This window comes from Streptomyces sp. NPDC020731 (assembly GCF_044334705.1).
GTDB lineage: Bacteria > Actinomycetota > Actinomycetes > Streptomycetales > Streptomycetaceae > Streptomyces.
The window spans coordinates 155,822-176,067 of record NZ_JBIRTN010000012.1 but is presented as its reverse complement, the minus strand read 5'-3'; the positions used below and the strand labels follow the sequence as shown (position 1 = coordinate 176,067).

The 20,246-nt window shown below is 70.6% G+C and carries 13 protein-coding genes and 2 CRISPR repeat arrays; of the genes, 1 reads left to right on the top strand and 12 read right to left on the bottom strand.

Going from position 1 to position 20,246, the window contains the following annotated elements:
• Positions 1-105: 105 nt before the first annotated feature.
• Positions 106-1,005 (bottom strand): ABC transporter permease, encoded by a 900-nt coding sequence (locus ACH4VX_RS20295; protein WP_398368783.1) that lies wholly within the window; start codon positions 1,003-1,005, stop codon positions 106-108.
• On the bottom strand, positions 1,002-3,671 hold the full coding sequence (locus tag ACH4VX_RS20290) for an alpha/beta fold hydrolase (RefSeq protein WP_398368782.1): 2,670 nt from the start codon (positions 3,669-3,671) through the stop codon (positions 1,002-1,004). Before ACH4VX_RS20290 ends, ACH4VX_RS20295 begins: the two co-directional genes overlap by 4 nt.
• A gap of 213 nt (positions 3,672-3,884) precedes the next feature.
• On the opposite strand from ACH4VX_RS20290, the gene ACH4VX_RS20285 reads away from it, so the two are divergent.
• Positions 3,885-4,184, top strand: coding sequence for an NIPSNAP family protein (locus ACH4VX_RS20285; protein WP_398368781.1), 300 nt, complete (start codon positions 3,885-3,887; stop codon positions 4,182-4,184).
• Here ACH4VX_RS20285 and ACH4VX_RS20280 read toward each other — a convergent pair whose 3' ends face one another.
• From ACH4VX_RS20280 to ACH4VX_RS20235, 10 genes are all read right to left on the bottom strand, one after another.
• The gene (locus ACH4VX_RS20280; RefSeq protein WP_398368780.1) at positions 4,185-7,724 is read right to left on the bottom strand and encodes an AAA family ATPase; all 3,540 of its coding nucleotides are present in this window, start codon (positions 7,722-7,724) and stop codon (positions 4,185-4,187) included.
• Between the two features lie 224 nt (positions 7,725-7,948).
• A CRISPR array of direct repeats spans positions 7,949-9,014; the repeat unit is 29 nt; unit sequence CGGAACACCCCCGCGTCGGCGGGGAGGAC.
• Between the two features lie 17 nt (positions 9,015-9,031).
• Positions 9,032-9,349 carry a type I-E CRISPR-associated endoribonuclease Cas2e gene (cas2e, locus tag ACH4VX_RS20275; protein ID WP_398368779.1) on the bottom strand — a complete coding sequence of 106 codons (318 nt, stop codon included), beginning with the start codon at positions 9,347-9,349 and terminating at the stop codon, positions 9,032-9,034.
• A complete protein-coding gene (cas1e, locus tag ACH4VX_RS20270) occupies positions 9,349-10,302 on the bottom strand; it encodes a type I-E CRISPR-associated endonuclease Cas1e (protein WP_398368902.1) in 954 nt (317 codons plus the stop codon). Before cas1e ends, cas2e begins: the two co-directional genes overlap by 1 nt.
• A gap of 56 nt (positions 10,303-10,358) precedes the next feature.
• Complete coding sequence (cas6e, locus tag ACH4VX_RS20265) at positions 10,359-11,009, bottom strand: type I-E CRISPR-associated protein Cas6/Cse3/CasE (protein WP_398368778.1); 651 nt, start codon at positions 11,007-11,009, stop codon at positions 10,359-10,361.
• Positions 11,006-11,800 carry a type I-E CRISPR-associated protein Cas5/CasD gene (cas5e, locus tag ACH4VX_RS20260; RefSeq protein WP_398368777.1) on the bottom strand — a complete coding sequence of 265 codons (795 nt, stop codon included), beginning with the start codon at positions 11,798-11,800 and terminating at the stop codon, positions 11,006-11,008. Before cas5e ends, cas6e begins: the two co-directional genes overlap by 4 nt.
• A complete protein-coding gene (gene cas7e, locus ACH4VX_RS20255; protein WP_398368776.1) occupies positions 11,797-12,924 on the bottom strand; it encodes a type I-E CRISPR-associated protein Cas7/Cse4/CasC in 1,128 nt (375 codons plus the stop codon). Before cas7e ends, cas5e begins: the two co-directional genes overlap by 4 nt.
• A complete protein-coding gene (gene casB, locus ACH4VX_RS20250; protein WP_398368775.1) occupies positions 12,921-13,553 on the bottom strand; it encodes a type I-E CRISPR-associated protein Cse2/CasB in 633 nt (210 codons plus the stop codon). The genes cas7e and casB overlap by 4 nt, the downstream gene beginning before the upstream one ends.
• Positions 13,554-13,638: 85 nt before the next feature.
• Positions 13,639-15,228 carry a type I-E CRISPR-associated protein Cse1/CasA gene (casA, locus tag ACH4VX_RS20245; protein WP_398368774.1) on the bottom strand — a complete coding sequence of 530 codons (1,590 nt, stop codon included), beginning with the start codon at positions 15,226-15,228 and terminating at the stop codon, positions 13,639-13,641.
• Positions 15,229-15,383: 155 nt separating this feature from the next.
• Positions 15,384-18,191 (bottom strand): CRISPR-associated endonuclease Cas3'', encoded by a 2,808-nt coding sequence (locus ACH4VX_RS20240; RefSeq protein ID WP_398368900.1) that lies wholly within the window; start codon positions 18,189-18,191, stop codon positions 15,384-15,386.
• A 223-nt stretch (positions 18,192-18,414) separates the two neighbouring features.
• Positions 18,415-19,541: direct repeats of the CRISPR family, unit length 29 nt; unit sequence GTCTTCCCCGCCGACGCGGGGGTGTTCCG.
• Between the two features lie 206 nt (positions 19,542-19,747).
• A complete protein-coding gene (locus ACH4VX_RS20235; protein WP_398368773.1) occupies positions 19,748-20,203 on the bottom strand; it encodes a hypothetical protein in 456 nt (151 codons plus the stop codon).
• Positions 20,204-20,246: the final 43 nt, after the last annotated feature.

The window sequence follows — 20,246 nt, the reverse complement described above, 5'->3', positions numbered from 1 at the left end:
CCCTCCGCTGCCGCATGGCCTACTCCTTCATCAACCCGACTCGGCGGAATCGGTTGCGCAGGTTCACCCGGTTGGCCCGCGCGGACGGGTGCGCGGTCCGGGGCGTCAGGACACCACGTCCTTGCGGACGAACCCCCGGAACGCCAGCGCGAACAGCACCAACGCGTACGTCACGGACACCGACGCGCCCTGGATCATGCCGGACCACTCCGGGTTCGGCTGGACGGCGTCCGCCCAGGCGAACTGCCAGTGCGCGGGCAGGAAGTGCCGCCAGTCGCCGAGGGCGGTGACGGCGTCCAGGACGTTGCCGACGATGGTCAGGCCGACCGCGCCGCCGACCGCGCCCAGCGGGGCGTCGGTGCGGGTGGACAGCCAGAACGCGAGCCCGGCGGTGACCAGCTGCGACACGAACAGGTACGCCACGACCACCACGAGCCGCTGCGCCGCCGTGCCCGGGTCGAGCGCACCGCCGGTGGGGATCTGCAGCGACCCCCAGCCGTAGGCTGCCGTGCCGACGGCGAGCGCCACCACCGGCAGCAGCACCATCGCGGCCAGGCTCAGCCCCAGTCCGACGATCAGTTTGGACCACAGCAGCCGCATCCGGGGCACCGGCGCGGCGAGCAGATAGCGCAGGGAGGACCAGCCGGCCTCCGAGGCGACCGTGTCCCCGCAGAACAGGGCGACCGGGATGACCAGCAGGAAGCCCGCGGACACGAACAGGTTCACGGCGGCGAAGTTGGCGCCGGACGCCGTGGCCGTGTCCATCAGGTTGACGCGGTTGCCCCGGCCGTCCGGTTCGCCGCCGATCGCGAAGGCGACCACCAGTACGAACGGCAGGACGGCGAGGATCGCGCCCATCACCAGGGTGCGGCGACGCTTGAGCTGGCGGACCAGCTCCACCCGCAGCGGCAGGGTGCGGCCCGCGCGGTAGCCGGTGGCGACCTCTGCGGGTCCGGGCTGCGCAGCCGGCTCGGCTCGCTCGTCCCGCTCGGTGAGCGTGCTCATGCGGAACCTCCGATCAGGGTGAGGAAGGCGTCTTCGAGGCGGCGGTGCGGGCCCACCGACGCCACGGGCACCTCCAGCCGGACCAGTTCGGCGACCAGGCGCGGGGCGGTGCCGTCGGCGTCGAGCCGGACCAGCAGCCCCTCGTCGGTGCGGACGGCGGAGGCGACGCCCGGCAGTGCGGCGATCTTCTCGGCGACCGGCTCGTCCACGGGCTCCTGCGTCCCCACGAGCAGGGTGTCGCCGGAGCCGACGATCTCCTGCACCGGACCGGCCTGGACGAGCCGCCCGCGGTCCATCACCACGAGGTGGGTGCAGGACTGCTCCACCTCCGACAGCAGATGGCTGGAGACGATCACCGTGCGCCCGGCAGCCGCGTACCGGATCATCACCTCGCGCATCTCGCGGATCTGCGGCGGGTCGAGTCCGTTGGTCGGTTCGTCGAGGATGAGCAGGTCCGGCAGGCCCAGCATGGCCTGGGCGATGGCCAGGCGCTGGCGCATGCCCTGGGAGTAGGTGCGCACCGCGCGGGCGAGCGCGTCACCGAGGCCCGCGATCTCCAGGGCCTCCTCCATGCGGGCGTCCTCCCGGGGGCGCCCCGTGGCCCGCCAGTACAGCTCCAGGTTCTCCCGGCCGGACAGATGCGGCAGGAAGCCCGCGCCCTCGACGAAGGCGCCGACCCGGGAGAGCACCGGGGCGCCGGGGCGGATGGCGTGGCCGAAGACGCGGATCTCGCCGCCGTCGGGCCTGATGAGGCCCATCAGCATGCGCAGGGTGGTCGTCTTGCCCGCGCCGTTCGGGCCGAGGAGGCCGAGCACCTGCCCCTTCTCCACCCGGAAGGACAGGTCCCGTACGGCGTACCGGTCCGAGGAGCGGGAGTAGCGCTTGCTCAGGCCGGTGATCCGGAGCGGGGCGTCGGCCAGTTCCGGGTCGGGCGCCGGTGCGGTGGTGCGGCGGCGGCCGGTGAACAGCAGGGCGAGGGCGATCAGGGCGCCGGCGACCGGCAGCCACACCACCCACGCGGGCAGCGGGGCCGCGGCGGTGGTCACGCCGGGGGCGGTGGGCACCGTGAGGTCGCTCTTCAGGGAGACGGTGTACGTCGCCGGGGCGGCCGGGGAGGCGTAGCCGAGGTCGGTGGAGGCGAGGACGAGGCGCAGCCGGTGGCCCTTCTGGACCTCGTGGTCGACGGCGGGGAGGGTGAGCGTCACGTCCTTGCCGGCCTTGGCGTCCTCGACGCGGACGGGCGCGACCAGCTGCGAGGGGAGCACCTGCTGCCGTCCGTCCGGGCCGGCGTCGTACACCTTGCCGAACAGGACGGCGTCCTCGCCGGTCGACTCGACGTGCACGGTGACGGTCGGTGATCCGGTGATCCGCAGGTCGTCGGCGACCGGGGCGGAATCGAAGCGGGCGTACTGGCCGGGGAAGTCCAGGGAGACGCCGACGCCGAGCGAGGAGAGCTGGGCGAGTCCGCCGGAGCCGCCGAGGCCGGGCAGGGAGGAGATGGCGGGCGGGCCGGCGCCTGCCGGGTTGACGAAGCTCTGCTCACGTCCGGTGAGGGGGAAGGGCCTGCCCTCGTTCGTCAGCCCCGGGTAGGTGCCGGCGCTCGCGCCGTTCAGCACGGCCTGACCGTCGGTGGAGTCCACGCCTCCGGTGCGGGTGACGCGGAAGGCGGGGCCGGTGTCGGCGGCCTTGTCGTCCTTCAGGTACCGGTCGAACCAGGTCCGTACGCGCTGCTGCACGCGGTCCGTCTCCGGATTGCCGCCGTCGTGACCGCCCGCGATCCAGTCGACGTCGACCGGGGCGCCGTTGGCGCGGATCGCCTTGGCGGCGGCGTCGGCCTGGCCGAGCGGGAAGAGGGAATCGGTCTGGCCCTGCATCAGCAGCGTGGGCACGTCGATGCGTTCGGCGACGGCGGACGGCGAGCGCGCCTCGAGCAGCTCGCGCGCCTCGGCGTCCGGGACGCCGGACTCGGCGACCCGCTGGTACATCTCGCACAGCGCGGGCTCGAACTTCTCGCAGCCGCCGCCGGAGTTGACGAAGACGCCCGCCCACAGCTTCTTGAAGACACCGTTCGGGAAGAGCGCGTCGGCGAGGTCGAAGTAGGTGATCGCCGGGGCGATGGCGTCGACCCGGTCGTCGTACCCGGCGCCGAGCAGGGCGATGGCACCGCCGTACGAGCCGCCCGCCATCCCGACCCGCGGGTCGCCGTCCTTGTCGAGCCGCACCTCGGGCCGGTCCGCCAGCCAGTCGATCAGCCGGGAGACGTCGGCGACCTCGCCCTCCGGGTCGTTCAGCCCGATCGCCCCGGTCGACTTGCCGAAGCCGCGCGCGGACCACGTCAGCACCGCGTATCCGTCGCGCGCGAGGTCCTCGGCCTGCTCCCGCACGTCGTCCTTGCTGCCGCCGAAGCCGTGCCCGAGCAGGACGGCGGGGCGGCGGCCGTCGGGTCCGGCGGTGAAGTACGAGGTGTCGATCCGCACCCCGTCGCCCACGCTCATGACCCGGTCGGCGCGGCGGACCGCGGGCGCGGCGTCGGAGGCGACGGCACTCCACGTGCCGGCACCGGCGAGCACGACGACGGCGGCCGCGGCGGCGACGACCCGTCGCGGCCTCCGTGACAGCGGCCGTCGTGACCGCAGCCACCGCGATCCGGGCAGTCGAAGATCCATGGGTCAACGGTACGGGGTCGACCTGTCGCCGAGTTGTCGACCGGAGACCGAACCCGGGGACCTCCCACAGGCGTATGGCACGGGTGCGGCGTACCGCGTCCGCGGTACGCCGGGGTGCGCGCGCTCCGGCCAAAGGTTCGTTGGAGCGCCCCGACGGCCGCTGATCTCCCTAGGCTGGTGCCACGACGGTCGAACAGCGGAAGGAAGTCCGCCATGCCCAGAACTACGCAGCTGCGTACCTACACCGTTCGTGACGGCATGCTCGACGAGTGGGCCGAGCGCTGGCGGCAGGAGATCGTGCCATTGCGGCTGAAACTGGGCTTCACCATCGGTGGGGCGTGGGTGGAGCGGGAGCGCAATCAGTTCGTGTGGCTGATCTCCTACGACGGCCCCGAGACGTTCCAGGAGCGCAACGCGCTGTACTGGTCGTCGCCCGAGCGCAAGGCGATGAACCTGAACCCGGACGACTACCTCGTCCACACCGACGACCGCACGGTCGAGCAGGTCTACTGATCACGGACGGCCGAGCGGCAGCATGTGGTGCCGCCGTTCCTCTTCCGTGAGCGTACGGAAGACCCGCGCCCGCGCGACCGCCTCCAGCCGGTCGTAGTCGGGCTCCGCGGGCCACACCCTGGCCGTCCCGTCGGCGGACCCGGTCAGCAGCCGCGTGCTGTCACGGGACCATGCCACCGAGGTCACCTTGTCCTGGTGAACGCCGACGACACCGATCTCATCGAAGGTGGCTGCGGACCACACCCGTACGGTGCGGTCGTCGGACCCCGTGGCGACGTACCTGCCGTCGGGTGACCAGGCGACGGCGCGGACACGTCCCTCGTGCCCCTTCAAGACGTCGATGCGCCGGCCTGTGGCCGCGTCCCACGCGGCGGCCGTCCAGTCCCCCGAGGCCGTGGCGACACGCGTCTCGTCCGGGGACCAGGCGGCGTCCTCCACATAGTTGTCGTGTCCGCGCAGGACGGTGAGCTGCCGACTGTCGCTGGTGTCCCAGAGTCGGCAGGTCCGGTCGTCGGAACAGCTGGCGAGCAGCCGACCGCTCGGTGACCAGGCCACGCGGCCCGCCCAGTCCTGGTGCTCCTCGAACTTCATCAGTTCGGTACCGTCCAGCGCCGACAGGACACGGACGGCGCCGTCGTGCCCACCAGTCGCAATCCGTCGGCCGTCCGGGGACCAGGCACATCCTTCGACGACCTCCCCGCGCCGCTCGAAAAGCGTGCGGCCCGTGCCGTCCACGACCCGGAAGAGCCCGTCGTTGGTGCTGAGCGCGAGCCGGTCCCCGTGCGGCGAGCAAGCCACACTCCACACCCGGTCGTCCAGGCAGACGACGGGCCCGGCGGAAGCGCCTGTTTCCGCGTCCCAGACTCGAGCCGTGCCGTCGTTGGAGGCCGTGGCGACGCGACTGTCGTCCCCGGACCACGCGGCCTCGTTCACCGGACCGTCGTGCCCGTCGACGAGTATGGACTCGGCACCGCGCGGACGCAGGTCCCACACGATCCCGGTGCCGTCGGTCGAGCCGGTGGCGAGCTGTGTGCCGTTGGGAGACCAGGTCACTCCCCACACGGTGTCGGTGTGGCCGCGCAGCACCGCCAGGACCTTCGCATCCTCGGCGTCGACGATGCGCACGGTCCGGTCGGAGGAGGCGGAGGCGAGCATCCGGCCGTCCGGTGACCAGGCCAGGTTCCATACGTAGTCGGTGTGCCCGCGCAGCAGGAGACGGAGCTCGCCCGTCTCCGCGTCCCAGATGCGGGCGGTGTGGTCACCGGAGCCGGTCGCGATGCGGCGCCCGTCCGGGGACCAGGCGATGCCTTCGACGAAGTCCGTGTGCCCGGTCAGGGTCACGGTGGCCGTCCCCGTCGCGCGGTCCCACACGATCACGGTCTGGTCATGGGAGACGGAGCCGAGAAGGCTGCTGTCCGGCGACCAGGCAACGCCCCAGACATCGTCGCTGTGCCCGCGCAGTTCGTGCACGAGCCGGCCTGTCCGGGCCTCCCAGACACGTACCGCTCGGTCCTTGAAGGTGGCGGCGATGTGCGACCCGTCGGGCGACCAGGCCACCTGCCTGCCGATGTCCCCGGCCCCGGTCAGCAACCGTACGGGCTCACCGGAAACGGCGTCCCAGATCCGTACGACATGGTCCCGGCCGACGGTGGCCACCTGGGCCGAGTCGGGTGACCAGGTGACGGACTCGACCATCGCACCGTCGGAGGGCAGGACAAGCACGGCCCGTCCCGACCGGGCATCGTAGACGCGGGCCGTACCGTCCCGGGACGCCGTCGCCAGCAGGCGCCCGTCCGGCGACCAGGCGATGTCGCGGACCGTGTCCGTGTGCCCGTCGAGCCGGGTGCGCGGATGGCTGGCGGCCAGGGCCGCCATCAGCCCGCGCCTCGCGGAGGGTGTCGGCGTGCACTCGCCGAGCGCGGCCAGCGACAGCAGCAGGGCGCGTTCGGGCTCGGTCTCCGCACTGCCGAGAACCTGCCGGCCGATGCTGTCGGAGACACGGCTCAGGAAAGCGAGGTCCCGGCGCTGGGAAGCCTCGACAAGCGCTCGCGCGGGCGCCGACGCCTGCCCGGCCTCGTCCAGGGCTTCGAGCCAGCGCTGGGCCACGGTGAGCCGTTCACCGGTGAGGAGGTAGTCGGCGCTGCGCCCGGACCGCTCCCAGTCCTCGGCCCACCGCTCCAGCTCGGCGCGCTCCCGCAGCCGCTCGGCCCGCGCCTCGACCTCCTGCCGCAGCGGCGCCCACTGCCGGAACAGTGCCTCGTGCGTCACCTGGGCGTACGGCTCCTGGCCGGTGGTCGCGTCCCCGCGTACGTCGGACCGCAACAGCCGGGCGTCGATGAACGCGTCCACCACGTGCCGCTCCCTGTCAGTGAGGTCCGACAGCGGCACGTGGCGGCGGGCGACCTCCTGCCCTTCCACGGTGACGCACTTCAGCAGCACGCGGAGGACGAAGTCGATGGTGTCGCCCGTACCGAGACCGGCCACGGTGTTGTCGGCCTGCCGCGCCAGCGCGCCCGGTACGCCGCCGAGCCGCTGGTACAGCTCTTCGGTGACCGTTCCGCCGGGGCCGGACGCGAAGTACAGCTCCTGGAGGAGGTAGGCGAGCAGCGGGAGGGCGTCGTCGGTACCCGTCTCACCCACGATCATGTCGACCACGCCGGGTGCGAAGGAGAGATCCACCAGGGCACCGGGCGCCTCCACCACCTCGGCGAGCTGGGCCCTGCTCAGGGTGCCGATCGCGATGGGGTGTTGGAAGAGGTCGGCGTGACCGGCGCCGAGGAGCTTTCCCAGAAGGTCCACGCGGAGAGTGGCCAGCACCCTGACCGAGGGGTCCTGCTCCAGGCAGGTGCGCAGGGAGTCGAGGAATTGGGCTCGTTCCCGCTCGCCCCCGAGGGTGACAAGTTCCTCGAACTGATCGATGACGAGGAGTGTCCGCCGGAACCGCCCCCCACGAAGCCGGGTCAGCTCGGCCCGCAGGGCATCCGGCCCCTGGCGCAGCCGCCGCAGAACGACACCGGCCGTTTCCCGCCCTCCGGCGGCGGTCGTGAGGGCGGCAGCCAGAGCGCCGAGAGGATTCGGGCCGGGCGAGAAGGGCGGGATGACAGCCCATCGGCGCTCTCGCAGCCGGGGCAACACCCCGGCTCGCACGAGCGAGGACTTCCCGCTGCCGGACGCCCCGGCCAGCAGAAGGAACCGGTCGGCGGGGCGCGTCGCGGTGGCGTGCAGCCTTCGCGTCAACTCGGCGGCCTGCGCCTCCCGGCCGAAGTAGACGGCCGCCTCCTCCTCGTCATACGCGTCCAGGCCCGGATACGGGACTCGGTCACGCGGCCAGTCGGCTTGCGGCGGCGCGGGATTCTCCAGCCGGTACACCACGACCTGCCCGACCACCATGGCCACCACCAGCAGCCCGATCGCCGGGACCGAGAACCGCTGAATGACCTGCAGCGCCCACGGCGCCTCGTCGGTGCTGGTGGCGTAGTTGGTGGTGATGCCGAGTAAGCAGGCAATCAGCGCCAGCATGATCTGGAGCAGCACCTGCATCCGGTGCCTCATCCGACACCACCCACGACCGCGTCACCGCCCGCCGACACGACCCGCCCCCGATCTACCGGCCTCGGAGCCGGTTCCGCGCTTCCTCACCCCTCACCACGGACAGAAGGGCTCGTGACCATCTTCCGGGGCGGCCAGGACGCGATCAACGGTGCGGGTTGGATCCAGCCACAGCAGGTCGTACAGGACACCACCGCCGAGATCGCGGTCATCCGCGGGACACCCTCGCATCGGCGGGGAGGACTAGCGGGACGAGGGCGTCGGGAGACTGAGAAGCGGAACACCCCCACGTCGGCGGGGAGGACGGTGCGGGTGTGGGTGCTCACAGGGTCTGGTCCGGAACACCCCCGCGTCGGCGGGGAGGACCCCTTGGGGAGCCCCGACTTCTCGACGATGTCCGGAACACCCCCGCGTCGGCGGGGAGGACAGCCGGTCGAAGACCTCCAGGACGGCCGTGCGCGGAACACCCCCGCGTCGGCGGGGAGGACGAGGTCCTGGAGTGCGGCGGTGTGCGTATCGGCGGAACACCCCCGCGTCGGCAAGGAGGACCCGACCGCGAGTTCGAGGCGGGAGCGGATGGACGGAACACCCCCGCGTCGGCGGGGAGGACCCGACCGCGAGTTCGAGGCGGGAGCGGATGGACGGAACACCCCCGCGTCGGCGGGGAGGACTCGGTGTAGTTCGTGTAGGCGAGCAGGAGCAGCGGAACACCCCCGCGTCGGCGGGGAGGACCAGAGCGTGATGGCCTGCGCCATGCCCTGCACCGGAACACCCCCGCGTCGGCGGGGAGGACGCGCTGGTGGAAGACGCCGCGTGCGACGCCGACGGAACACCCCCGCGTCGGCGGGGAGGACGTCTGATGGAACAACTCGACCGCATCGGCAACCGGAACACCCCCGCGTCGGCGGGGAGGACGCGTGCACCGCGTGCGCCTGGACCGCCCGAGCCGGAACACCCCCGCGTCGGCGGGGAGGACTCAGCCGCGTCGGGGCTGTACACCCGGGGGATCGGAACACCCCCGCGTCGGCGGGGAGGACCTGCCTGTACGCGATGATCACGTGCTGTCTCTCGGAACACCCCCGCGTCGGCGGGGAGGACATCTGGCTCGGGATGCCCTCGCCCACGGTCGGCGGAACACCCCCGCGTCGGCGGGGAGGACGTCGACGTGGAACTCGGCTCCTTGCTGCTCCTCGGAACACCCCCGCGTCGGCGGGGAGGACGCCACCGGGAGCGCAAGACCGTCCTCGACACTCGGAACACCCCCGCGTCGGCGGGGAGGACCCTTCCTGACCTGCACCTCAAGAAGGGTATTGCATTTCCTTTACCTTTGGTGCGGCAGTCATGCGAATCAGGGTGAGGCCGTCGAAGTCGACGGGGACCCGGCGGCGGGTTCCTGCGGTGCGGATGGCATAGCCCTGTTCTGTTGCGGCGGGGTGGATGAGGACGGCGGCGCCGTTGCCCACGACTTCGGTGACGACGTGCCAGAGTTCATCGCGGACGCGGGCCGAGACGCTGCCGACGAAGATGCCGGGCACCACTTCGCTGGTCCATCGGCTGAGGGCGCCGCGCAGGTGGTCGGGGACCGCGGTGGTGGCGATAACGACCATGGAGGGCATCAGTCGCCTCCTTTCGCGTAGTTGACGCCTGCTGGGAGGACTCCGGCTTTGGGGTCCCAGAGGTGGACCATCCTCACGTCACTCCGTTCGGAACGTTCCTCGTCGGTGTCGTCATCGGCTGTGGTCGTGGGTGTGTGGGGCGAGGTCAGCAGGGACTGGACGTTCTGGACGATGCGGGGCAGGAGGCGCAGGAGTCGGAGGTCTTCGCGGAAGCGGCGGCGGGCTTCCTGTTCGGGGTTGTCGGAGTTGTGGAGGGCGAAGGCGAGGGGGAGTGTGATGTCGGCTTTGTAGAGGTCGGCGATGTCGTAGACGAAGGCGTGTTGGGTGCCGGCGTGGACGTAGCCGAGGGCCGGGGAGAGCCCGAGGGCGAGCAGAGCGGCGTGGACGACGCCGTACAGGCAGGTGTTGGCGGCGGACAGGGCGAGGTTGACGGGGTCCTGGGTGTCCCATTGGTCGGGCCGGTAGTTGCGCCGGAAGCGTCCGATGCCGTGCTGCTGCGCGAGGATTCTGTAGAAGGCCTTCATGCGCTGGCCTTCCATACCGCGGAGCTGGTCCAGGGTGACGGATTCCGGTACGTCGGCGTCTTTGAAGCGCATCCGGTACATGCGGACGGCGACGTCGAGGCGCCGCGCCGGGTCGGCCCATGTCGCGACCTGTTGTTCGAGCCAGTGGGTGGTGAGGGAGTCCGGGAGGATGCCCGCGTAGGCGCGGATGCCGCCCGCGCCGACGCAGACGACGCTGGTGCCGTGGCGGGCGAGCGTGGTCAGGGCGGGGGTGGTGATGGAGACCCCCGGGCCGAGGAGCAGGCAGGACAGGGCGGCGGTGGGGATGTAGACGAGGTCGGTGCGGTGTTCGTCGATCTGGATCTGCGCGCATACTCCGGTGTCGTCCTGCACCACGCGGACCATGTCCAGGTAAAGGAAGGACAGGGAGTCCGCGACGCGGGGAAGCATGGCCAGGGTGGGGGCGGCGAGGCGCCTGCGCGCGTCACCGCCCCGTCGTGGCGCGCTCACGTGGTTCTGGCGGGTGCGAGGCTGAGCAGTCCCGCGCCGTACGGCTTGCCGCGTCCGATGCCGTGAATGACGGCATCGCGTACGGCGTCGGGGTCGGTGACGGTGGCGGTGCCGTCGTAGCGGATCAGGCTGTGTCGCATGCGAGGGGCGTCTCGTCCGCGAGGGCGGGCCGGTTCCATGCTGGTGGGGGTCAGGACGTGGAGGTCGAGGCCGGCTTCGGTGGCCCGGCGGAGCCACCACTGGTCGGCGTCGGCGCCGGAGAGCGGCATGATCCGTCCCCGCTTCCCCTTCTCCTCCAGGGAGAGCCGCTCCCGTTTGGCGGGGTTGAGGACGATGCGGAAGCGGACGCCGAGGCCCTTGCGCAGTGCGGTGAACATCGGGGTGAGGCTTTTGACGTCGGCCTGCCCGTATCCGGTGGGCAGGCGTGCCGGGTCGAGCCTGGCGGCCTGGACGAGGAGGGTGATGGAGGTGTCGGTTTCGTCCAGGCGGTACAGCAGTCCGGCCCGGTGGCGGGGGGCGTCACCGAGACCGTCGGGGACCATCCGCATGACGGTGCGGTGCATCTGGGTGGCGTCGTGCAGATCCCGCTGCACGTCGCGGCTGTGCGGATTGAGGCGGATGCGTGCGATCACCGGGTGGTCGTTCATGCGCTTTCCTCGAGGTGGGCGTAGTCGATCAGACGCTGCGTCAAGGTCTCTTGAGGGCCTGCGAGAGAGCGGGGCACCGGTACCCGGGTCCGGTGGATGCGGCGGCCGGTGTGGCTGCGGCCGTGCTGGGCGAAACTTACCGGCACGTCGTTCACGTCGATGACGTCGACCGGTACAGGCTCTGCGGAACCGCTGGTGAACGGTGGCTGTTCCCAGAGGAATTCCACGGCAATCGTCTCGGCTTCCTGACCGTCGCCGTTCTTCGCGCGCGGTGCGGTGCGGCTGAGCGGCACCCGGGTACGGAGTTCTTCCACCGGGTCGTCGACGTGGCGGCGCAGGAGGAACGGCTCGTCGGGGACGCAGGAGCGACGACCCAGATAGGGCGCCCAGTGCGGGCGGCTCAGGGCATCGGCGAGGCGCTCGACGGTCTCGTCGGCTGCGGTGACGGCGACGACGAACACCGCGTCGGAGAGGTAGTGGCGGCGGGTGACGACGGCGGCGCCTTTGTTGCTGCCGCCGCTGGTGGCGGCTGTGCGGTCCTTGGGGAATCCCCCTCCGACGGTGTGGTAGTCGACGAGGCGGACGCCAGGCCGGTCCACGCGCACGGTGAGCTGCAGGTCCTGGTAGCGGTCCAGGCCTGCCTCGTCGCGGCCGATGCCCTCGGCCGCGGCGAACATTCCGATCAGCGCGGAGCGGGTCGGGAAGGGCGCGGTGTCCCTCACCGGGGTGAACGCGGAGCGCTCACCCCAGGACTGCAGGGGGCCGGCCAGGCGCAGCAGGAGTCCGCTCACTGCTGGTCCTCCGCGGCGGGCACGGCGGCCTCGACGGCGGCGTCGATCAGCTGGTCGAAGGAGTCGTGGGCGGTGCCGAGCCCGGTGTACTTCTCGACGGGATCGATGACGGTGTGGCCGTGGAAGCGGCGGTTGCGGTTGCCGGTGAGGCGGTTGAGGTTACCGGCGTAGGCGTCGAGGGCCTGGCGGGAGGGGTGGGAGAAGCCGCCTTGCCGGTCGCCGGTGACGGGGGTCTCGAAGGCCGCGGCCAGGGAGAGGGGCCGGTGTTCCCGCACGGCGAGGTAGGTCAGGTCCGGGACGGTGTGCGGGGCGGTGCTGTTCTTCTTGGCCTGCGGCAGGGAGAGCAGGAAGTGCTCGGCGAAGGAGCTGAGTACGGTCCGGGCGGCCTTGACGTCGCCTTCCAGGTTCTTCAGCAGGTCGGAGACGTTGACGGTCGCATACCGGTAGAAGACGCCCGCGCTGAACTCGGCGGTGTCGAGGTGACCGCTGCCGGTCTCGGCCTCGCCCAGCCAGTCGTCGACGGCGGTGAAATAGTCACGCTGCGGCTCGGCGGCGTGCGTGGTGAACGCGTGGGCGACCTGGGCGGCCCCGTCCACGTTGGCGTCCGGGAGCTCGGCGAGCATGCGGCCCAGCAGACCGATGGAGGCGGTACGCCGCTTGAGGATCGCCTCGATCGTCTGGGGCGGCAGTACCTGGCCGGGCTTCTTCTTGCCTTGGGCCGCCTCCAGAGCCGGCCGGTGCTCGGCGCACACGGCGGCCAGTTCGTCGATGGCCGCCTCCGGCAGGAACAGCAGCACCGAGGTGTGGCCGGCCGACTCGGTGCCGATGCCCTTCTTCCCGGCGCTCGCGGCGACCTGCACCCCGGCGAACGCGGCCAGCTCGGTGGGCCAGCCGGCGCTCTCAAGGGCGCGCTGCACCTTCACCGGCACCAGGCGGGTGCGGGCCGCCTTCTCCCCGAGGTCCTGCTCGACGCCGAGCCGGATGACCCGCTTCCAGGACTGGCTGGAGACCCGGATGCGGGGAGCGTTGCCGTAGCGCACCTGCTTGGGAGAACCGAGGTCGTCCCGGTTCAGGTTGGCGGCGGGCACCGACTGCAGAGCGCTCAGGTCCAGGTAGAGAGTCATCGGTCGTTCTCCTCGGCGGAATCAACGGGGGCGGCGGAGTCGGTCGTGCCGCCTGCGGTGCGGAAGTAGTGCTCCAGCCAGCGGGTGGCGATGCGGTCGCGGCTGCGGTTCCACCAGGCGAGGTCCTCCAGGAGGACCGCCCAGTCGACCGTGATGCCACCGCCCAGAAGCTGGCGGACGAGGGCGGGCAGGCCCGGGTGGACTGCGTCGCTGCTCTGCCGGGCCATCAGGTGAAGAGCGCTTTCGGCGGAGTTCTCCTTGAGGACTCCCTTGGCGACGGCCTGTCCGAGCGAGGCTCCCAGGTTGGCACGCTCGTACCAGGAGGCGATGGCGCTCTCGTCGGGCGTGATGTCACGTGCCGAGCGGGGACGTGCGGCGATCAGCGCGGCCACCGCGTAGTACGCCCGCCGGACATCGGCATGGTGCTGGTCGTCGTGGTCGCGCAGCCATGACACCAGGTAGCGGTGCATGTAGGTGCACCGCTCCACCGGCAGCCCGAGGCCGCGCCGCAGAGCGGCACGGGCCTGCTTGGACTCGCACACCTGGTGCACGTAGGTGGCGAACCGGTCCGAAACGCGGACGGTCGAGGAGTTCGGCGGAGCGGACACCGCCGGCACGGAATCGGTCATGGGACATCCCTGATGCGGGGAAGGGGCGGGAACGGGTGAGGTGGCGGAGCACCGACAGCATCGGCGTGGGCGCAGCCGGGCGGGTTCAGTCGGATGCGGACGGCTGCAGCAGTGCGAGAAGGAGGCCGCGGGCGCGGTGACGGGCGCGCGCCACTCTGATGTCCGCGCGGTTGGCCTGGCCGATGGCATCGTCGAGAGCGGCCAGGGCCGCGTCGACGAACGGTTTGTCGACCTGGTCTGTGGTGCGGCCGGGCTCGGTGAGCTGCCAGAACTGCTTCTCCGCGGCCGGCCAGTAACGCGTCAGCGCGGCAGAGGTCCACGGACCGGGCTTGCGGGCATCAAGCTTGATCCTGGCCTTGGGCGACAGGTCGACACTCGCGTCGGTGGCGATCTTCCACGCGATCCTCGCGGCGAAGTCCAGTCGGCTACCGGCCTTCTCCGCAGCGGCGTGGCAGCGCTTGACGTGATGGGCCATCTCCGCGTCGTTCTCCTCCTGCCACTGCAGGACCTGCGGACTCGTCGCCCGGAACCAGACGCTGTCCTTCTGCTGACCGTCCTGGTCGAAGCCGTAGGCGCGCACCCGCAGCCGTGGCAGCAGCGGCCTGGGCAGGTGTTCAAGAGCCGGAGGGCGCCGGGCGTCCTGACGGCTGTCCTTCAGCAGCAGCGAGTCGAGGTCACGCCACAGGGCCCTCGCCCCGTCGGCCTCCCGTGGCTGGAAGTCCCCGTCCTTGCGACGGTCGAGGATCTGGTACGGGTCACGCACCTTCTGCGGCGGTTCGTGTGTCGACCAGGTGAGGTAGGCGTCGGTCACCGCCCGGCCGTCCTCGGAGGGCACGAGCAGCGCGGCGTGACGGAACCGGCCGGTCAGCATCCGGCCCGGCCACGTGACCGGCGGCAAAGGTTCCAGGGGAGCACTGAGACCCCCCTCCCACGGGCAAGCGTCCTCCGCTTCCCAGTCGACCTCGGTCTGAGGGCTCGGCACGGCCAGCACCAGCGTGGTGAACAGGTTGGGCCCCCAGGCAAAGTAGGAGACGGACTTGCGCAGCGGGGCGGCGTCACCGCTGCCCGCCCGTTCATCGGTGATCCGGCGGGGCGTGCACTGTCCGGACGGCCCGTAGTACAACTGCGCGATCAGGTGCCAGGCGGCCTCGGCGGCCGGTACCGGCACGGGCGCGGTGTCGGTGAAATGTCCGAACAGCACTGCCCCGTTGACTCCCGTGGGGCGGCCCATCACGAGCTTGTTCACCCCGGACGGGTTCGGCGCCCCCTTCGCGTCCACGCACTCCTTGCGCAGTCGCGGATCCTGGAGGAACGGTCGCGCAGGATGGAACAGGTCGAACCGGCCCGCCAGATCCTCCCGGCCGAAGTAGGCGTCCACCGCCTGCGGATCGAACCGGCCGGCCTTCAGGGCACGCTCCCGTAAGTCGAACCAGTCGTCGATGTCCTCCGCAACGTCCGGATCGTCGAGCCGCTCCTCGCCATCGGCGGCGATCCGCGCCGCGATCGGCGCCAGAATCCGCATCAGACCTGCCACCGCAGGCGGCACCGGGATCTCCAGGTCCTCGATCTCGTGGGCCCGCTCGAACAACTCGCACAAGCCCACGCCCGCCGATTCCCCAGTCAGCAGACGCACCGGAATCCACGGCTCGACCCGCAGATCGTATCCCCCACTCACCGTCGTCCCCTCCCACAGCCCTGATCCCATGACGCACCGGCATGGCAAAGCCCCCAGCAGCCCTACTCTGGCGTCGTCTGGGCATTCAAGCAGCCGCCACTGACAATGCGCCCGGACCTGCTAATTTCCGGGTCAAATGTGGGTGGTGACTGGTATCAGCGGCGAACCAGACCGCAGTCCTGGTCCAGACGAAAAGTCTTACCGCCGACTTTCACCGCCTGCACGCTCCCGCCCTGCACGGGCTGGTGAAGAACACGCAGTTCTCCGAGCATCGGGTGCTCCGTCCACGACTCCGGCAGGGCGAATTGACCGGGATCCGCTTCCTTGAGCCAGTCGGCGCGGACCGGAATGGTGCGGCGCATCATCTCCCGCACGGACGAGACCGGCATCTTGCCGTCCGTCACTGTCTGGGGGAGCAGTTGCTCGCCCTCCAGGTCCAGGGTCACCCGGCCGTCCTCCTGGACATAGGCGCACAACAGCCGCACCGAGTCGGCGCCAAGCCTGGTGGACACCTCCCACTCGTCCTCTTCACCGGGCAGATCATGCAGGTCATGCAGTGCGGAAACACTCCGCGCACGCGGGACGGCGAGAAGGCCGGCCATACTGCGTTCCGCCATCTCTTTGCCCTTGTGAGCCGCCCAGGCTTTCGTCTCGCTACCACCCGGGTTGTTCCAGTCGAATTCCTCGTTGTCCCCATGGACCGCTTCAACCAGGCCCTGTACATCACCGGGGATGGAGATGATCTCGCCCTCGATTCCGGCAAGAGTTCGGGAAGTGGAGGCGAGGAGGTGCTCGGAATACACCTCGCCCCACTGCTGTGGCATCTTCCCGCCGTCCACGATCGGGTCAAGCACCACAAGACGCGGCCCGATCGCCCAAGCCGGACGGCTACGGCCGTCCGGATAGCCGTACCGAGTCCAGTGGTTCTCGTGCCGCCAGCACCGTCCAGCCCGCTGCAACAGCAAGGACAGCGGAGCGAGGTCGCTGATGACGATGTCGGCATCAAGGTCAAGCGACTGCTCGACGACCTGGGTGGCGACGACGATCCGGCGCAGCGGACGCGGACCCGTGCGGCCCAGCCCCTCGGTGACCTCCCGCGTACGGGCCTCACGCACATCGCCGGGGAAACGAGCGTGCAGCAGCTGCACGCTTCCGCCCTGCTCGTGGGAGCGTTTGTCGAACCGTTCGCAGAGCCTCAGGTAGGTGTCCTGCGCGTCTCCTACGGTGTTGCACACCACCAGGGCGGTACCGCCCTCTCCCTCGCTCACCGGCTTCAGGAGCCGTTCGATCACCGCCAGTCGGGCCCGGGCTCCGCCCCCGGAGCCGTGGATGACCGGTTCCACCACGACACCGAGTTCCATGCCTCGCGCACGCGCCTGTTCACGCTGGTGGGCGGGCGAGATCTGGGTTGCCTGGCCGCTCTCCCCGTCCACGTACAGCCATCCGGGGTAGGGCGCCGGGAACGTCTGTCTGCTCAGGACGCGTGTCTTGTGGCCGGCGCCTTGCAGGTACTCCTTGATCAGCCGGTCGCTGACCGACGCCGGCAACGTCGCCGACAACAGGACGACCGGCACGCCGTACGCCCCGAGCCAGTTCAGCAACCGGCCCAACAGCACCTGCATGTACGGGTCATAGGCGTGAGCCTCGTCAACGATGAATGTTTTCCCCGACAGGGCCAGCAACCGCAGCGTGTTGTGCCGTACCGGCAGCACCGCCATCAATGCCTGGTCGATCGTGCCGACCGCGAACTGTGCGAGCAACGGCCGCTTGGGCCCGCGCAGCCACCGCTGCGGCCGCATGTCCGCATCCGCCCGCCGGCTCCCCTCCCCGACCTCGTCACCATCGCAGGTCAGCACGCTCTGCGCGTCCAAGTCCTCGTCGGCATACGCGCTGTTCAACCAGGCCATACTGTGGACCAATGTCAACCCGGCGTCCTCACCGGACTGACGCAGCAGCGCTTTCGCGACCCGCCCGTGCATCTGATCACTGGTGGCCATCGTCGGCAGCAAGAACGCGTACCCCTGCGTGCCGAAGACCTCGGACAGAACCCGCTCGGCCTCCAGAGCCGTCTCACTTTTCCCGTCACCCGGAGCCGCGGTGACGAGGAAGATGCCACCATGACGTCCCTCGCCCACCGCCGTCCGAAGCTCGTCCATCACGGACCGCTGCAACGGATTCGGCTCACCCTGAATACCGTACGCCTCCGCGAACCCCTTGCGCTGCAGCCGCACCCGGGCCAACCCGGCCTCGACCAGCAGACGGGGAGCATCCTGCTGGGAACGCCTGAAATGATCAGCCAGTACCGGCGCCAGTTCTCCCTGCCGCAGTCGAAGGTAGTCCTCCTGGCTAACCAGCCAGTCCGCGAGAATAACCACCCCCGTCACCAGCACCGCAGCCGACGCCTTGAACACACCCGGCGCCTGCGGGGCCCCCAGTGATTCGTGCACCTCGGCTGCGTGCGCGACCCGCTGCCGCGCCCAGGCAACCCCACCGAGAAACGCCGGAGCAATGCCGTCCTCAACGCGGTGAAAACGTCCGTGATGACCACCGATGACCTCGGCCAGCCGCTCAGCGACCCTCAGGTCTTCGTCAGCGGCAAGGCCCAGATCCGCCAGCACTTCCTTCGTGCTCTGCAAGCCTGCCACGTCATGCCCGAACCGCTCCATGCTCATTCTCGTTCGGTCGCCACCCAGTTCCGCACTGAGGTACTGACTGCCGTGCCGGGAGCAGAACTGGAACCCTGACAGCTTCCCGATGTCATGCAGACCGGCACACAGCCCGACGACCGCCCTCGCACGTTCCAGCTCGCCCGCCAGCCCCATCCCCTCGGCGATCCGCACACGCTGGTTCTCGGACAGATAGACATCCCAGAGGTGCAGTGCCATCGCGGCAGCGTCCAGGAGATGCCGGATCAGCGGATACGGGGGCAGCCCCGGATCCAAACCTCTCGACTTCCCCCACACCGACTCATCCGGAGCTTCCCACTTCCCCGTCACCCTCGCCCCCCACTCCAGCCACCGGCCTGTGCCCCGCTGCTGAAGCCGGCATTCAACCACCCCTCACTGACAGCACCTCAGCAGTCGAGCCCCGATAGGGTGACGACATGCAGCCCTGCCAGTCGCGACGCAGAGCCCTATTCAATGCAAAGGAAGGGCAAAGCCCCTCTTGAGTCGCAGGTCAGGAAGAGTCTTCCCCGCCGACGCGGGGGTGTTCCGAGACCGCCCGCGATGAGAACCACCCCCGTCGCGTCTTCCCCGCCGACGCGGGGGTGTTCCGATCAGAGGTCAGCGGGCGATGCCCAGCTCCAGGTCTTCCCCGCCGACGCGGGGGTGTTCCGCCGCGTCAAGGGTGCGGCGCTTGGCAGCGAGCGTCTTCCCCGCCGACGCGGGGGTGTTCCGCGGTAGCTCCCGCCGGTGGCGCCGGCCCCCGAGTCTTCCCCGCCGACGCGGGGGTGTTCCGCACCACTGGCTGTACATCAGGCAGGAGGCGGGGTCTTCCCCGCCGACGCGGGGGTGTTCCGTTCTTCGCCTTCTGCGCGCCGTTGGCGTCCCGGTCTTCCCCGCCGACGCGGGGGTGTTCCGCGATGCCCGGACCGGGATGCCCTGCACGCCCTGTCTTCCCCGCCGACGCGGGGGTGTTCCGCTGTGGAGGCGGGAGTCGATCTAGGTGGCCGTGTCTTCCCCGCCGACGCGGGGGTGTTCCGCCTTCGCAGACCCCTTCGCAAACCCCTTCGCAGTCTTCCCCGCCGACGCGGGGGTGTTCCGTCGATGATCTCGCAGGGCTGCTCGGCCTCCGGGTCTTCCCCGCCGACGCGGGGGTGTTCCGATGCAGATCGGCAAGGAGCTGGAGATCGAGGGGTCTTCCCCGCCGACGCGGGGGTGTTCCGCCGGTGGCCTGGGCGACGGTGCTGCCGGTCGGGTCTTCCCCGCCGACGCGGGGGTGTTCCGCGTCTCAACGGCCGGTCCGCCCGCCGCCGTACGTCTTCCCCGCCGACGCGGGGGTGTTCCGAACACGCCGAAGAGGGTTGTGACCCGCGACGAGTCTTCCCCGCCGACGCGGGGGTGTTCCGCCCGTCGGTCGCGGCGGGCAGGATCTCGATCTGTCTTCCCCGCCGACGCGGGGGTGTTCCGCCGCGGCGAACACGCGGCAGATCGAGCAGATCGTCTTCCCCGCCGACGCGGGGGTGTTCCCCAGTGGGTGAATGTGACCGCGTCGATGCTGGCGTCTTCCCCGCCGACGCGGGGGTGTTCCGTCCTTCACGGGCTGCATGTCCTACCCGCCCACGTCTTCCCCGCCGACGCGGGGGTGTTCCGCCCACCTGAGCCAGGTGCAGTTGGGCGAGCACATCGGCCGGGACCACAAAGCGATCCACCGGTGGGAGACCGCACAGCGCCTGCCGAACCTTCTGGACCTGCTCCTCCTGGCCGGCGCTCTCGATATCCCCTGGCGCCACCCGGCAGCGAGAGGCCCCGCCCATCCGCCACGGGGGCAACGGACGGACGGGGCCGGTCTCGGAGGGCTACGCGGCGACGGGCGGGCATTCCAGGAGCGTGTGGGCTCGCTCGGTCAGCGCCGGATCGTCCAGCGTCATGCGGCCCGCCACTACCCGCCGGTGGCCGTAGTAGGTGCTGTCCAAGTCGACCGCGTGCGCCATGTCGAGCGACCAGCCGACGTCCGGCACGTCGATGGTGCCGGGCTTCATCACGGTCCGGGACCCGTAGCCGGTGCAGGCCAGCCAGCAGGCGCACCGCTGCTCGTGGTTTCCCTTCCACTCGCCCACGAACCCGTGGCGTCTGCCAAGGGCAAACAGGTCGCCGGGCTCGAATTGGTTGCCTTCGACGGGGAGCACACCGAGAACCGCGGTCAGACCGGTGTCCATGGTCGTGTAGGTCAGGATGCAGCGGGAGCCGGTCTCCCAGTCGTGCAGCATCAAGAAGATCGTGACCCTGCCAGTGCTGCTCAGGTTCCTCGCCATCGATGCGTCCCTTTCTTCCTGGTGGCCGACCCGTCTCTGTACG

What these genes read in the sequence shown, in the direction of transcription:
- ACH4VX_RS20285 (WP_398368781.1), top strand. Translation starts at nt 3,885, where the DNA reads ATGCCCAGAACTACGCAGCTGCGTACCTACACCGTTCGTGACGGCATG.
- cas1e (WP_398368902.1), bottom strand. Translation starts at nt 10,302, where the DNA reads ATGCTTCCCCGCGTCGCGGACTCCCTGTCCTTCCTTTACCTGGACATG.
- casB (WP_398368775.1), bottom strand. Translation starts at nt 13,553, where the DNA reads ATGACCGATTCCGTGCCGGCGGTGTCCGCTCCGCCGAACTCCTCGACC.
- ACH4VX_RS20290 (WP_398368782.1), bottom strand. Translation starts at nt 3,671, where the DNA reads ATGGATCTTCGACTGCCCGGATCGCGGTGGCTGCGGTCACGACGGCCG.
- cas6e (WP_398368778.1), bottom strand. Translation starts at nt 11,009, where the DNA reads ATGAACGACCACCCGGTGATCGCACGCATCCGCCTCAATCCGCACAGC.
- ACH4VX_RS20280 (WP_398368780.1), bottom strand. Translation starts at nt 7,724, where the DNA reads ATGCAGGTGCTGCTCCAGATCATGCTGGCGCTGATTGCCTGCTTACTC.
- cas2e (WP_398368779.1), bottom strand. Translation starts at nt 9,349, where the DNA reads ATGCCCTCCATGGTCGTTATCGCCACCACCGCGGTCCCCGACCACCTG.
- cas7e (WP_398368776.1), bottom strand. Translation starts at nt 12,924, where the DNA reads ATGACTCTCTACCTGGACCTGAGCGCTCTGCAGTCGGTGCCCGCCGCC.
- ACH4VX_RS20235 (WP_398368773.1), bottom strand. Translation starts at nt 20,203, where the DNA reads ATGGCGAGGAACCTGAGCAGCACTGGCAGGGTCACGATCTTCTTGATG.
- ACH4VX_RS20295 (WP_398368783.1), bottom strand. Translation starts at nt 1,005, where the DNA reads ATGAGCACGCTCACCGAGCGGGACGAGCGAGCCGAGCCGGCTGCGCAG.